This is a genomic window from Pseudomonas sp. JS3066, assembly GCF_036328175.1.
Classification (GTDB): Bacteria; Pseudomonadota; Gammaproteobacteria; order Pseudomonadales; family Pseudomonadaceae; genus Metapseudomonas.
This window is the reverse complement of the sequence record NZ_CP143312.1, coordinates 4660570-4674341: the sequence shown is the minus strand read 5'-3', so window position 1 is coordinate 4674341 and position 13772 is coordinate 4660570. Positions and strand designations below refer to the sequence as shown.

At 61.9% G+C, this 13772-nt stretch carries 12 protein-coding genes; 10 read left to right on the top strand and 2 right to left on the bottom strand.

Annotated features, from left to right (window positions below):
- Positions 1–3 precede the first annotated feature (3 nt).
- A complete protein-coding gene (recN, locus tag SA496_RS22110; RefSeq protein WP_120654497.1) occupies positions 4–1677 on the bottom strand; it encodes a DNA repair protein RecN in 1674 nt (557 codons plus the stop codon).
- 156 nt (positions 1678–1833) lie between these two features.
- On the opposite strand from recN, the gene grpE reads away from it, so the two are divergent.
- The 9 genes from grpE to SA496_RS22065 all read left to right on the top strand — a co-directional run bounded on the left by grpE (position 1834) and on the right by SA496_RS22065 (position 12682).
- Complete coding sequence (gene grpE, locus SA496_RS22105; protein ID WP_330114468.1) at positions 1834–2403, top strand: nucleotide exchange factor GrpE; 570 nt, start codon at positions 1834–1836, stop codon at positions 2401–2403.
- 100 nt (positions 2404–2503) lie between these two features.
- Positions 2504–4417: a molecular chaperone DnaK gene (dnaK, locus tag SA496_RS22100; RefSeq protein WP_120654499.1), complete on the top strand. Its 1914-nt coding sequence runs from the start codon at positions 2504–2506 to the stop codon at positions 4415–4417.
- A 124-nt stretch (positions 4418–4541) separates the two neighbouring features.
- Positions 4542–5669 (top strand): molecular chaperone DnaJ, encoded by a 1128-nt coding sequence (gene dnaJ, locus SA496_RS22095; RefSeq protein ID WP_330114467.1) that lies wholly within the window; start codon positions 4542–4544, stop codon positions 5667–5669.
- An 81-nt stretch (positions 5670–5750) separates the two neighbouring features.
- The gene (gene dapB / locus SA496_RS22090; protein ID WP_330114466.1) at positions 5751–6554 is read left to right on the top strand and encodes a 4-hydroxy-tetrahydrodipicolinate reductase; all 804 of its coding nucleotides are present in this window, start codon (positions 5751–5753) and stop codon (positions 6552–6554) included.
- 183 nt (positions 6555–6737) lie between these two features.
- Entirely contained in the window at positions 6738–7874 is a 1137-nt protein-coding gene (gene carA, locus SA496_RS22085) for a glutamine-hydrolyzing carbamoyl-phosphate synthase small subunit (protein WP_120654502.1), read from the top strand.
- A 25-nt stretch (positions 7875–7899) separates the two neighbouring features.
- Positions 7900–8550 (top strand): leucine efflux protein LeuE, encoded by a 651-nt coding sequence (gene leuE, locus SA496_RS22080; RefSeq protein ID WP_120655349.1) that lies wholly within the window; start codon positions 7900–7902, stop codon positions 8548–8550.
- Between the two features lie 19 nt (positions 8551–8569).
- The gene (carB, locus tag SA496_RS22075; RefSeq protein WP_330114465.1) at positions 8570–11791 is read left to right on the top strand and encodes a carbamoyl-phosphate synthase large subunit; all 3222 of its coding nucleotides are present in this window, start codon (positions 8570–8572) and stop codon (positions 11789–11791) included.
- Positions 11788–12264: a transcription elongation factor GreA gene (greA, locus tag SA496_RS22070; RefSeq protein ID WP_016494781.1), complete on the top strand. Its 477-nt coding sequence runs from the start codon at positions 11788–11790 to the stop codon at positions 12262–12264. The genes carB and greA overlap by 4 nt, the downstream gene beginning before the upstream one ends.
- Positions 12242–12682, top strand: a complete 441-nt coding sequence (locus tag SA496_RS22065) for a DUF4149 domain-containing protein (RefSeq protein ID WP_120654504.1) — start codon at positions 12242–12244, stop codon at positions 12680–12682. The genes greA and SA496_RS22065 overlap by 23 nt, the downstream gene beginning before the upstream one ends.
- Before the next feature lie 22 nt (positions 12683–12704).
- Here the strand turns inward: SA496_RS22065 and SA496_RS22060 are convergent, their stop codons facing one another.
- Entirely contained in the window at positions 12705–13019 is a 315-nt protein-coding gene (locus SA496_RS22060) for a YhbY family RNA-binding protein (protein ID WP_120654505.1), read from the bottom strand.
- A gap of 76 nt (positions 13020–13095) precedes the next feature.
- On the opposite strand from SA496_RS22060, the gene rlmE reads away from it, so the two are divergent.
- The gene (gene rlmE, locus SA496_RS22055; RefSeq protein WP_120654506.1) at positions 13096–13719 is read left to right on the top strand and encodes a 23S rRNA (uridine(2552)-2'-O)-methyltransferase RlmE; all 624 of its coding nucleotides are present in this window, start codon (positions 13096–13098) and stop codon (positions 13717–13719) included.
- Positions 13720–13772 lie beyond the last annotated feature (53 nt).

Below are 13772 nucleotides of genomic sequence, written 5' to 3'. Positions count from 1 at the left end.
AAATCAGCGCTGGGCGCTGACCACCATCTTCCGGGCGTGGGCCAGGGATTCCTCGGTGAGGTCCAGGCCGCCCAGCATGCGGGCGATCTCTTCGATGCGCGGTGCTTCCTGCAGCTTGGTCACTGCAGTGCGCGTTTCCTGGGTGCCACGCACCTTGTGCACGAAGAGGTGGTGGTGGCCCTGCGCGGCTACTTGCGGAAGGTGGGTGACGGTAAGGACCTGGCCACGCTCGCCGAGGCGACGCAGCAGTTGGCCAACCACTTCGGCGGTGGGGCCGCCGATACCAACGTCCACCTCGTCGAAGACCAGGGTGGGCACGCGTGATGTCTGCGCGGTGATCACCTGGATCGCCAGGCTGATACGGGACAGTTCGCCGCCCGAGGCGACCTTTGCCAATGCCTTCAGCGGTTGGCCAGGGTTGGCGCTCACCAGAAACTCCACTTGTTCCAGTCCGTAGTGTTGTGGCTCATCCAGCTGGCTCGCATATAGCCTGATATTGAAGCGCCCGCCGGGCATGCCCAGGCGCTGCATCTCGATTTCCACGGCGCCGGCCAGCTGTTCCGCCGCTTCGCCACGCAGCCGGCTCAGTTCAGTGGCTTTCTCCTGATAGTGACGCTCATACGCAGTCAGTTCCTCGGCGAGTCGCTCGGCTGCTTCGTCATCGGCGTTGAGGGCTTCCAGTTCGTCCAGCAGGCGTTGCTGAAGCTCGGCGAGGTCGTTCGGTTGGACGCGGTGTTTTCGAGCCAGGGTGTAGATGGCGTCGAGACGTTCCTCCAGAGCTTGCTGGCGTTCAGGGTCGGCGTCGAAATGATCGAGGAAGCGGTTCAGCTCGCCCATGGCCTCCTCGACCTGGATCTGTGCGCTGGACAGCAGGTTGACCGCTTCGGTCAGGGCGCCTGGCTGGGAATGAAAGGCGGTGAGGCGGTTGAGACTGGCGGTCAGCGCGCTGAGTACGTTGCCGGCATCGCTGTCGCTGCACATTTCGATGACCTGGCGGCATGCGGCCAGCAGGCTTTCGGCATTGGCGAGGTTCTTGTGTTCCTGCTCCAGCCGTTCCAGTTCGTTCTCGCCGAGGGCCAGGTTTTCCAACTCGTCCAACTGGTAGGTGAGCAGCTGGTGGCGTGCCCGCTGTTCGTCGCCTGCTCGGGACAGGTGCTCCAGCTCCTGGCGGGTCTGTCGCCAGCGTTGGGCTGCCAGTTGCACCTGGCGGGCGAGGTCGCTGGCGCCTGCGAACTCATCCAGCAGGCGCCGATGGGTGTCGGTCTTGAGCAGGGACTGGTGTTCGTGTTGGCTGTGGATGTCGATCAGCAGTTCGCCCAGGGTCTTTAGGTCGCCTTGGGGGCAGGGGCTGCCATTGATGTAGGCACGGGAACGACCTTCGGCGGTGATGACGCGTCGCAGTATGCATGGGCCGTCGTTGTCCAGGTCGCGCTCGGCCAGCCAGGTGCGGGCTTCGGGGATGCGGCTGAGGTCGAAGCTGGCGAGGATGTCGGCTTTGTCGGCGCCGGGGCGCACCACGCCGCTGTCGGCGCGATCACCCAGGGTCAGGCCGAGGGCGTCGAGCATTATCGACTTGCCGGCGCCGGTTTCCCCGGTGATCACGGACATTCCACCCTCAAGCTCCAGATCCAGGTGCTCGACGATGGCGTAATTGTGGATTGACAGGTGTACCAGCATGGTGCGACTCCCGCGCTGAGTTGGCTGTGTATTTATACAGTGTTTGTTTTCTGCCTGACAATCGCTCCTCCCCCTTGAAGCGACAAATTGCGACCCCATATAGGCGGACATATCAGCGGGTCTTTACCCGCAGCTGTCTTTTATGAGGAGGAAGGCATGGCCGACGAACAGACCCTGGATAACCAGACCCCCGAAGCGAATCCTGCTGCCGACGCCGCATCCGGCGAAGACCTCGCCACCCGCGTACAGGTGCTGGAAGAGCAGCTCGCTGCGGCCCAGGATCAGTCGCTGCGTGTTGCCGCCGAACTGCAAAACATCCGTCGCCGTGCCGAACAGGATGTGGAGAAGGCGCACAAGTTCGCCCTGGAAAAATTCGCCAACGACCTGCTGCCGGTTGTCGACAGTCTGGAGCGCGGTCTCGAACTGTCCAGCGCCACTGACGAGACGATCAAGCCGGTGCGCGAAGGGATGGAGCTGACGCTTAAGCTGTTCCACGACACGCTCAAGCGTCACCAGTTGGAGGCGGTCGACCCGCATGGCGCGCCCTTCAATCCTGAGCATCACCAAGCCATGGCAATGGAAGAGAGCACCCGTGTCGAGCCGGGCAGCGTGCTCAAGGTGTTCCAGAAGGGTTACCTGCTCAACGGCCGCCTGTTGCGCCCCGCCATGGTGGTGGTCAGCAAGGCTCCGAGCGCGACGCCGCCGTCGATCGACGAGCAGGCTTGAAATCCGGGCTTGGGCCCCCATCTGTTAGATCAAGCGTTTATGTGCTGCCGCGGTCCGTGAAGTGAGGCCGCGGAGAATCCAAAGTTTCGGGAGAGAGAATATGGGCAAAATCATTGGTATCGACCTGGGGACCACCAACTCTTGCGTGGCCATCCTGGAAAACGGCAACGTCAAGGTGATCGAGAACGCCGAAGGCGCTCGCACCACGCCGTCCATCATCGCCTACACCAACGACGGTGAGACCCTGGTCGGGCAGTCCGCCAAGCGCCAGGCGGTCACCAACCCGCAGAACACCCTGTACGCCGTGAAGCGTCTGATCGGTCGCCGCTTCGAAGAAGACGTCGTGCAGAAAGACATCAAGATGGTTCCCTACAAGATCGCCAAGGCCGACAACGGTGACGCCTGGGTGGAAGTGAAGGGCCAGAAGATGGCGCCGCCGCAAATCTCTGCGGAAGTGCTGAAGAAGATGAAGAAGACCGCCGAAGACTACCTCGGCGAGCCGGTCACCGAAGCGGTGATCACCGTTCCGGCCTACTTCAACGACAGCCAGCGCCAGGCTACCAAGGACGCCGGCCGCATCGCCGGTCTGGACGTCAAGCGCATCATCAACGAGCCGACCGCGGCTGCACTGGCCTACGGCATGGACAAGGCTAAGGGCGATCACACCGTTATCGTCTATGACCTGGGCGGCGGTACCTTCGACGTGTCGGTGATCGAGATCGCTGAGGTCGACGGCGAGCACCAGTTCGAAGTGCTGGCCACCAACGGCGACACCTTCCTTGGTGGTGAAGACTTCGACCTGCGCCTGATTGATTACCTCGTCGACGAGTTCAAGAAAGAGTCCGGCATGGACCTGAAGGGTGATCCCCTGGCCATGCAGCGTCTGAAAGAAGCTGCCGAAAAGGCCAAGATCGAGCTGTCTTCCGCTCAGCAGACTGACGTCAACCTGCCCTACATCACTGCAGATCAGACCGGTCCGAAGCACCTGAATGTGAAGATTTCCCGCGCCAAGCTGGAAGCCCTGGTCGAAGATCTGGTCGCGCGTACCATCGAGCCCTGCCGCATCGCCCTGAAGGACGCAGGCCTGGACGTATCCGATATCCAGGAAGTGATCCTGGTTGGTGGCCAGACCCGTATGCCGCTGGTGCAGAAGCAGGTTGCCGACTTCTTCGGCAAAGAGCCGCGCAAGGACGTGAACCCCGACGAGGCCGTCGCCATTGGTGCCGCCATCCAGGGTGCCGTGCTGGCCGGTGATGTGAAAGACGTGCTGCTGCTCGACGTATCCCCGCTGACCCTGGGTATCGAAACCCTGGGTGGCGTGATGACCGCGCTGATCGAGAAGAACACCACCATCCCGACCAAGAAGTCGCAGGTGTTCTCCACCGCCGACGACAACCAGTCTGCAGTGACCATTCACGTGCTGCAGGGTGAGCGCAAGCAGGCCGCCCAGAACAAGTCCCTGGGCAAGTTCGATCTGGCCGAGATTCCGCCGGCTCCGCGTGGCGTACCGCAGATCGAAGTGACCTTCGACATCGATGCCAACGGCATCCTGCACGTCGGCGCGAAGGACAAGGCCACCGGCAAGCAGCAATCCATCGTGATCAAGGCCAACTCCGGTCTGTCCGAGGAAGAAATCCAGCAGATGGTGCGTGATGCCGAGGCCAACGCCGAGGAAGACCGCAAGTTCGAAGAGCTGGCCGCTGCCCGCAACCAGGGCGACGCGCTGGTTCACGCCACTCGCAAGATGATCACCGAGGCCGGCGACAAGGCCACTGCTGAGGAGAAGGTTGCGATCGAGAAGGCGCTGGGTGAGTTGGAAGTGGCCGTGAAGGGCGACGACAAGGCCGACATCGAAGCCAAGATGAATGCCCTGTCCCAGGCGTCCACTCCGCTGGCCCAGAAGATGTACGCCGACCAGGCTCAGGCTGGCGAACAGCCGCAAGCTTCCGCTGCGGACAAGGCTGGCGACGATGCCGTCGACGCCGAGTTCGAAGAGGTCAAGGAAAACAAGTAAGTGTCACGCTTGCTTTCGCCCCGGCGTACGGTGCCAGACGGCCCGTACGCCTGATCTGCCGCGCGGGAGCTTGCTCCCGCGTTGGTGTGTCTGGGGCTGGTGAATTCGAGAGTGCAGGAAACCTATGGCTAAACGTGACTTTTACGAGATCCTTGGTGTCGAGCGTGGCGCCAGCGAGGCGGAGCTGAAGAAGGCTTATCGCCGTCTCGCCATGAAGTTCCACCCGGACCGCAATCCGGGCGACAAGGCTGCGGAGGAGCAGTTCAAGGAGGCCAACGAGGCCTACGAAGTTCTCTCCGATGCCAGCAAGCGCGCAGCGTATGACCAGTACGGCCACGCCGGTGTCGATCCGCAGATGGGCGCAGGCGCCGGTGCCGGTTTTGGTGGGGCCAGCTTCTCCGACATCTTCGGCGATGTGTTCAGTGACTTCTTCGGTGGTCAGCGTGGTGGCCAGCGTGGCGGTCCACAGCGTGGCAGCGACCTGCGCTACACCCTGGAACTGGATCTGGAAGAAGCAGTGCGTGGTACTACCGTGACCATCCGCGTGCCGACGCTGGTCAATTGCAAGACCTGCGAAGGCTCTGGTGCCAAGAAGGGCACCAGTCCGGTCACCTGTACCACCTGCGGTGGTATCGGCCAGGTGCGCATGCAGCAGGGCTTCTTCTCGGTGCAGCAGACCTGCCCGCGCTGCCATGGCAGCGGCAAGATGATCAGCGACCCGTGTGGCAGTTGCCACGGCCAGGGGCGCGTGGAAGAACACAAGACCCTGTCGGTGAAAGTGCCTGCTGGCGTCGACACCGGTGACCGTATTCGTCTTTCCGGCGAAGGCGAGGCTGGTGCGCTTGGTGGGCCTTCCGGCGACCTCTACGTGGTGGTCAACGTGCGCGAGCACCCGATCTTCCAGCGTGATGGCAAGCACCTCTACTGCGAGGTGCCGATCAGCTTCGCAGACGCAGCCTTGGGGGGCGAGCTCGAGGTGCCGACCCTGGATGGCCGGGTCAAACTGAAGATTCCGGAAGCGACCCAGACCGGCAAGCTGTTCCGTCTGCGCGGCAAGGGCGTAGCGCCGGTGCGTGGTGGAGGTGCTGGCGACCTGATGTGCCGGGTTGTGGTGGAAACGCCGGTCAACCTGGACAAGCGCCAGCGCGAGCTGCTCGATGAGTTCCGCAAGACGCTGCAGAGCGATGGCTCCCATTCGCCCAAGGCCAGTAGCTGGTTCGAGGGTATGAAGCGCTTCTTCGGCGATCTCTAACGACGAGCTGGAAGTCGGCGCTTGGAGTTGAACTGCTCCTGTCCCGATTTCCAGCTCCAGGCTTCCAGCTTGGAGCTTTTTATGCGACGTATTGCAGTGATGGGCGCCGCTGGGCGCATGGGCAAGAATTTGATCGAAGCGGTGCAGCAGGCGCAGGGCGCTGGCCTGACGGCTGCCATCGATCGTCCGGACAGCAGCCTGGTCGGCGCTGACGCTGGCGAGCTGGCGGCGCTGGGCCGCATCGGCGTGCCGCTGTCGGGTGATCTGGCCAAGGTAGTCGACGAATTCGACGTGCTGATCGACTTCACCCACCCATCGGTGACTTTGAAGAATCTGGAAGTCTGCCGTCAGGCGGGCAAGGCCATGGTGATCGGCACGACGGGATTCTCCTCTGACGAGAAAGCCCTGCTGGCGGTTGCCGCCACGGAGATTCCGATCGTCTTCGCTGCCAACTTCAGTGTCGGTGTGAACCTCTGCCTCAAGCTGCTCGATACCGCCGCCCGCGTCCTGGGGGACGAGGTCGACATCGAGATCATCGAGGCCCACCACCGTCACAAGGTGGATGCGCCATCCGGTACCGCACTTCGCATGGGTGAAGTGGTTGCCGATGCGCTCGGTCGCGATCTGTCCAAGGTCGCTGTCTACGGTCGTGAAGGTCAGACTGGCGCCCGCGCTCGCGAGACCATCGGATTCGCCACCGTGCGCGCTGGTGATGTCGTAGGTGATCACACTGTGCTGTTCGCGGCCGAAGGTGAGCGGGTGGAGATCACCCACAAGGCTTCCAGTCGCATGACCTTTGCCCGCGGTGCAGTGCGTGCCGCACTCTGGCTGGAAGGCCAGGAAGCGGGTCTGTATGACATGCAGGATGTGCTCGGTCTCCGCTGAGTCGCTAATCGGGATGTCTTTCGGGTGGACCGAAATGACGCATTCCTATAAACTGCAGCTTTAGTGTGTCCACTAAAAGTTACGCAGAAATGGCTCAGATAAAAAAGCGGGGTGACGGTAACAACGTCATCCCGCTTTTTTACAACCTGCGTTTGCTTCAGCCTTGATCTACGGGAGGTCTTCTTGATTAAGCCAGCCATACTCGCGCTTGCCGACGGCAGCATTTTTCGCGGCGAAGCCATTGGGGCCGATGGCCATACCATCGGCGAGGTAGTGTTCAACACTGCCATGACCGGCTATCAGGAAATCCTTACCGATCCTTCCTATGCCCAGCAAATCGTTACCCTGACCTATCCGCACATCGGCAACACCGGCACCACGCCGGAAGACGCCGAGGCTGACCGTGTATGGGCCGCCGGCCTCATCATCCGCGACCTGCCGCTGCTGGCCAGCAACTGGCGTAACAAGCAGTCGCTGCCGGATTACCTGAAAGAGAACGGTACCGTCGCCATTGCCGGCATCGATACCCGCCGCCTGACCCGCATCCTGCGTGAAAAGGGCTCGCAGAACGGCTGCATCCTCGCTGGCGCCGACGCCACCGAAGAGAAAGCGCTGGAGCTGGCTCGCAGTTTCCCGGGCCTGAAAGGCATGGACTTGGCCAAGGTGGTGTCCTGCGAGGAACGCTATGAGTGGCGCTCCAGCGTGTGGAACCTGGAAACCGACAGCCATCCGGAAATCGCTGCCAGCGAGCTGCCTTACCACGTGGTGGCCTACGATTTCGGCGTCAAGCTGAACATCCTGCGAATGCTGGTAGCCCGTGGCTGCCGCCTGACCGTGGTGCCCGCGCAGACTCCGGCCAGCGAAGTTCTGGCGTTGAATCCGGACGGCATCTTCCTCTCCAACGGACCTGGCGACCCCGAGCCGTGCGATTACGCCATCCAGGCAATTCGCGAGTTCCTCGATACCGAGATTCCGGTGTTCGGCATCTGCCTCGGCCACCAATTGCTGGCGCTGGCCTCCGGCGCCAAAACCGTGAAGATGGGCCATGGCCACCATGGCGCCAACCACCCGGTACAGGACCTGGACTCCAGCGTGGTGATGATCACCAGTCAGAACCATGGTTTCGCTGTAGACGAGTCGACCCTGCCGGCCAACCTGCGCGCAACCCACAAGTCGCTGTTCGACGGCACCCTGCAGGGCATCGAGCGCACCGACAAGGTCGCCTTCAGCTTCCAGGGTCACCCGGAAGCCAGCCCTGGTCCGCACGACGTGGCTCCGCTGTTCGACCGCTTCATCGCGGCGATGGCCGAGCGTCGCTGAGACCGTTGAGGGGCTTGCGAAGATGATGCCGACCCTGGGGATCACCGACCTCTGGACCTACGTCCTGGGGACGCTGTTCATCGTCCTGCTGCCTGGGCCGAACTCGCTGTTCGTGCTCGCCACTGCCGCCCAGCGCGGCGTGGCCGCCGGCTACCGGGCGGCCAGTGCGGTGTTCCTCGGCGATGCGATCCTCATGCTGCTGTCGGCACTGGGAATCGCCTCGCTGCTCAAGGCCGAACCGATGCTATTCCTCGGCCTGAAGTACGTCGGCGCCGCCTACCTGTTCTATCTGGGCGTCGGCATGCTCCGGGGTGGCTGGCAGAAGTTGCGCCAGCCGATCGAGCAAGCCGCTCCGGCGAAGGACATGGACGTCAACCAGCCGTTCCGCAAGGCGCTGCTGCTGAGCTTGTCCAACCCCAAGGCGATCCTCTTCTTTGTGTCCTTCTTCATCCAGTTCGTCGATCCGGGATACGCCTACCCCGGAGTGTCGTTCCTAGTGCTGGGCGCAATCCTCGAAGTCATCAGCGCCCTGTACTTGAGTTTCCTGATTTTCTCCGGTGTACGCCTGGCGGCCTGGTTCCGCCGGCGGCAACGGCTGGCTGCCGGCGCCTCGAGCGGCGTCGGCGCCCTGTTCGTCGGCTTTGGCGTGAAGCTGGCGACCGCAACCCTGTCCTGATTATTGCAACGAGAGTCCCATGCCCAAGCGTACAGACATCAAGAGCATCCTGATCCTCGGTGCCGGCCCCATCGTGATCGGCCAGGCCTGCGAGTTCGACTATTCCGGCGCTCAGGCCTGCAAGGCCCTGAAGGAAGAAGGCTTCCGCGTCATCCTGGTGAACTCCAACCCGGCCACCATCATGACCGACCCGGCCATGGCCGACGCCACCTACATCGAGCCGATCAAGTGGGCGACCGTCGCCAAGATCATCGAGAAGGAGCGTCCTGACGCGCTGCTGCCCACCATGGGCGGCCAGACCGCGCTGAACTGCGCCCTCGACCTGGAACGCCATGGCGTGCTCGAAAAGTTCGGCGTGGAAATGATCGGTGCCAACGCCGATACCATCGACAAGGCCGAGGATCGTTCGCGCTTCGACAGGGCCATGAAGGACATCGGCCTGGCCTGCCCGCGCTCGGGTATCGCCCACAGCATGGAAGAAGCCTACGGCGTGCTGGAGCAAGTCGGATTCCCCTGCATCATCCGTCCGTCCTTCACCATGGGCGGCACCGGTGGCGGCATCGCCTATAACCGCGAGGAGTTCGAGGAGATCTGCGCCCGTGGCCTGGACCTGTCGCCTACCAACGAGCTGCTGATCGACGAATCCCTGATCGGCTGGAAGGAATACGAGATGGAGGTTGTCCGCGACAAGAAGGACAACTGCATCATCGTCTGCTCCATCGAGAACTTCGACCCGATGGGCGTGCACACCGGTGACTCCATCACCGTAGCCCCGGCCCAGACCCTGACCGACAAGGAATACCAGATCATGCGCAACGCCTCCCTGGCGGTGCTGCGTGAGATCGGCGTCGAGACCGGCGGTTCCAACGTGCAGTTCGGCATCTGCCCGGACACCGGCCGTATGGTCGTGATCGAGATGAACCCGCGCGTATCGCGCTCCTCGGCCCTGGCTTCGAAGGCCACTGGCTTCCCGATCGCCAAGATCGCCGCCAAGCTGGCTGTCGGTTACACCCTCGACGAGCTGCAGAACGACATCACCGGCGGTCGTACCCCGGCGTCCTTCGAGCCGGCAATCGACTATGTCGTGACCAAGGTTCCGCGCTTCGCCTTCGAGAAATTCCCGAAAGCGGACGCCCGCCTCACCACCCAGATGAAATCCGTGGGCGAAGTCATGGCCATCGGTCGTACTTTCCAGGAGTCCGTGCAGAAAGCCCTGCGCGGCCTGGAAGTGGGCGTTGCCGGCTTCGATCCCAAGCTGGACCTGAACGACCCGGAAGCCGAAGGCATCCTGAAGCGTGAGCTGACCGTGCCGGGCGCCGAGCGTATCTGGTACGTGGCTGACGCCTTCCGTGCCGGCAAGACCATCGAAGAAGTCTTCGACCTTACCCGTATCGACGAGTGGTTCCTGGTACAGATCGAGGACCTCGTGAAGGACGAAGAGAAGGTCAAGACCCTCGGTCTGTCCGGCATCGATGCCGACCTGATGCGCAAGCTCAAGCGCAAAGGCTTCTCCGACTCTCGCCTGGCCAAGCTGCTCGGCGTCACCGAGAAGAATCTGCGCAGCCATCGTCACAAGCTGAAGGTGCTGCCGGTATTCAAGCGCGTGGATACCTGCGCCGCTGAATTCGCCACCGACACTGCCTACATGTACTCGACCTACGAGGAAGAGTGCGAGGCCAATCCGTCTACCCGCGACAAGATCATGATCCTCGGTGGCGGCCCCAACCGTATTGGCCAGGGCATCGAGTTCGACTACTGCTGCGTGCACGCGGCGCTGGCGATGCGCGAAGACGGCTACGAGACCATCATGGTCAACTGCAACCCGGAAACCGTTTCCACCGACTACGACACTTCCGACCGCCTGTACTTCGAGCCGGTCACCCTGGAAGACGTGCTGGAAATCGTCCGCGTCGAGCAGCCGAAAGGTGTGATCGTCCAGTACGGCGGCCAGACTCCGCTGAAACTCTGCCGTGCGCTGGAAGAGGCCGGTGTGCCGATCATCGGTACCAGCCCCGACGCGATCGACCGCGCCGAAGACCGCGAGCGCTTCCAGCAGATGGTGCAGCGCCTGAACCTGCGCCAGCCGGCCAACGCCACCGCCCGCAGCGAAGACGAAGCCCTGGCCCTTTCGAAGGGCATCGGCTACCCGATGGTGGTGCGTCCGTCCTACGTACTGGGCGGTCGCGCGATGGAAATCGTCTACCAGGAAGAAGAGCTCAAGCGCTACATGCGCGAAGCGGTGAAGGTGTCCAACGACAGCCCGGTGCTGCTCGATCGCTTCCTCAACTGCGCCATCGAAGTTGACATCGATGCAGTCTGCGACGGCGAAACCGTCGTAATTGGCGCGATCATGCAGCACATCGAACAGGCTGGCGTGCACTCCGGTGACTCCGCCTGCTCGTTGCCGCCGTATTCGTTGCCGCAGCACATCCAGGACGAGATCCGTGACCAGGTCAAGAAAATGGCCCTGGAACTCGGCGTGGTCGGCCTGATGAACGTGCAGATGGCCGTGCAGGGCGAAGACATCTACGTCATCGAGGTCAACCCGCGCGCGTCCCGTACCGTGCCGTTCGTCTCCAAATGCATCGGCGAATCGCTGGCCAAGGTCGCTGCCCGCGTAATGGCTGGCAAGAGCCTCAAGGAAATCGGTTTCACCAAGGAAATCATCCCGCCGTTCTTCAGCGTCAAGGAAGCGGTGTTCCCGTTCGCCAAGTTCCCGGGCGTCGACCCGATCCTCGGCCCGGAAATGAAGTCCACCGGTGAAGTGATGGGTGTCGGTGACACCTTCGGCGAGGCCTTCTCCAAGGCCCAGCTGGGTGCCAGCGAGATCCTGCCGAACTCCGGCACCGTGTTCATCAGCGTGCGCGAAGACGACAAGCCGATGGTCACCCAGGTCGCGCGCGATCTGATCGATCTGGGCTTCGAGGTGGTCGCCACCTCCGGTACCGCCAAGGTGATCGAGGCGGCTGGTCTGCCGGTCCGTCGCGTGAACAAGGTGACGGAAGGCCGTCCTCATGTCGTTGACATGATCAAGAACGATGAGGTTACCCTCATCATCAACACCACTGAGGGGCGTCAGTCCATTGCTGACTCCTACTCGATCCGTCGTAACGCCCTGCAGCACAAGATCTACTGCACCACCACCATCGCGGCTGGTCAGGCGATCTGTGAGGCGCTCAAATTCGGTCCCGAGAAGACCGTGCGTCGCTTGCAGGATCTCCATGCAGGAATCAAGGCATGAATAAGTACCCCATGACTGTCCAGGGCGCTCGCGCCCTGGAAGAGGAGCTGGCTCATCTGACCAAAGTAATGCGCCCGCAACTGAGTCAAGCCATCGGCGAAGCGCGTGAACTGGGTGATCTCAAGGAAAACGCTGAATATCATGCGGCGCGCGAGCAGCAGGGCATGGTCGAGGCGCGTATCCGTGATATCGAAGGCCGTCTGCAGAATTCGGTGGTTATCGATGTCACCAGCATCGCCCATACCGGCAAGGTGATTTTCGGCACCACGGTGGATATTGCCAACGTCGAAACCGACGAAGCCGTTACCTACCAGATCGTTGGTGACGACGAAGCCGACATTAAGAAAGGCAAACTGTCGGTGAGCTCTCCCATCGCTCGCGCCCTGGTGGGTAAGGAAGAAGGGGACGTGGTGACCGTCAAGACTCCGAGCGGTATCGTCGAGTACGAGATTGTCGAAGTCCGTCACGTCTAAGCGTTTCCGGGCCGGCGCCATTGCCTGGCAGTTGGCCCAGACTTTCTGGGTTGGTGGCCTCTGGCTGCTGCACTTCGTCATGCTTCCGGCGCTCGGCCAGATTGGTCTTGCGCCAATGCTGGTCGATGAAGTGGCGGCTGGTCTGCGCCCCCTGCTTGTAGCCTTTGCCGGATTTTGCGCGTTGCTCCAGGCCCTGCTGCTGATTCAGCATGCGGGGCTTGCGCGTCTCTGGCGTGATGCCCGCGCGCAATTGCTCGCAGCTGTACTGGCTCTGGTAGCGGTGTTTCTGCTCGTGCGCTTCTGGAGGCCGGAGGCGGCTTACTGGCTGAACTTCAGCTATTTGTCGCTGGCCTTCTGCGGCCTGCTGCTGGTAATCCAGCCTTTGCCAGTGAAGATGGCGGAGGACCGGGCGCGCTGAGCGCGCGCCCTTGGTGAGGGAATCAGAGCCCGCTGAAGCGGCTGATGTTGGAGAGGTTGCGGTTCGGCTTGGGGTTGCGGCGATAGACCAACGCCATCTTGCCGATGACCTGGACCAGTTCGCAGTTACCGGCGGCGCAGAGCTCGTCGATCAGGGCACGGCGGTCATCACGCTCAGTGATGCGGAACTGAACCTTGATCAACTCATGATCGTTCAGTGCGCGCTCCAGTTCGGCCAGCACACCTTCGGTCAGACCGTTCTCGGCCACCGTCAATACCGGTTTCAGGTGATGACCGATAGATTTGTATTGCTTCTTGTGCTCCTGTGAGAGCGCCATAATCAAACCCCTGCGAAAAAAGGCTGCTAGTTTACCCGAGTGATTCCGGGGCGCACAGCCGAACACGAGGTATCCCGTGGCCCGTTCCAAGAGTAGCCAGCGATGGCTGCAAAGACATATCGACGACCCGTACGTCAAAATGGCTCAGAAGGACGGTTATCGTTCCCGTGCCAGCTACAAATTGCTCGAAATCCAGGAAAAGGACCGCATCCTGCGGCCTGGCATGACAGTCGTTGACCTCGGTGCTGCGCCGGGCGGCTGGTCCCAGGTGACTAGCCGTGTGATAGGTGATCGCGGTCGATTGATCGCCTCCGACATCCTGGAGATGGATAGCATTCCTGATGTGACGTTTATTCAGGGCGACTTCACTGATGATGAAGTCTTCGCACGCATCCTCGAGGCGATCGGTGAAAACCCGGTAGACCTTGTGATTTCCGATATGGCCCCCAATATGAGTGGGGTAAGGGCTAGTGATCAGCCGCGTGCAATGCACCTCTGTGAGTTGGCGCTGGATCTGGCCGGCCGTGCTTTGCGCCCGGGTGGCGATTTTTTGATCAAGATCTTCCAGGGCGAAGGTTTCGACGTCTACCACAAGCAGGTGCGCGAGATGTTCGACAAGGTGCAGATGCGCAAGCCGCTTTCGTCGCGTGACCGCTCCCGGGAGCAATACCTGCTCGCGCGTGGCTTCCGTGGGGAATAGACTGCAACGGGAACCTGACCAATCGGTTCCCCTCTGCAGGAGCTGGATATAGC

Excerpts from the sequence above, each read along its gene's own strand:
- greA (WP_016494781.1), top strand. The coding sequence starts at position 11,788 with ATGAATAAGTACCCCATGACTGTCCAGGGCGCTCGCGCCCTGGAAGAG.
- grpE (WP_330114468.1), top strand. The coding sequence starts at position 1,834 with ATGGCCGACGAACAGACCCTGGATAACCAGACCCCCGAAGCGAATCCT.
- dnaK (WP_120654499.1), top strand. The coding sequence starts at position 2,504 with ATGGGCAAAATCATTGGTATCGACCTGGGGACCACCAACTCTTGCGTG.
- dapB (WP_330114466.1), top strand. The coding sequence starts at position 5,751 with ATGCGACGTATTGCAGTGATGGGCGCCGCTGGGCGCATGGGCAAGAAT.
- SA496_RS22060 (WP_120654505.1), bottom strand. The coding sequence starts at position 13,019 with ATGGCGCTCTCACAGGAGCACAAGAAGCAATACAAATCTATCGGTCAT.
- dnaJ (WP_330114467.1), top strand. The coding sequence starts at position 4,542 with ATGGCTAAACGTGACTTTTACGAGATCCTTGGTGTCGAGCGTGGCGCC.
- leuE (WP_120655349.1), top strand. The coding sequence starts at position 7,900 with ATGCCGACCCTGGGGATCACCGACCTCTGGACCTACGTCCTGGGGACG.
- recN (WP_120654497.1), bottom strand. The coding sequence starts at position 1,677 with ATGCTGGTACACCTGTCAATCCACAATTACGCCATCGTCGAGCACCTG.
- carB (WP_330114465.1), top strand. The coding sequence starts at position 8,570 with ATGCCCAAGCGTACAGACATCAAGAGCATCCTGATCCTCGGTGCCGGC.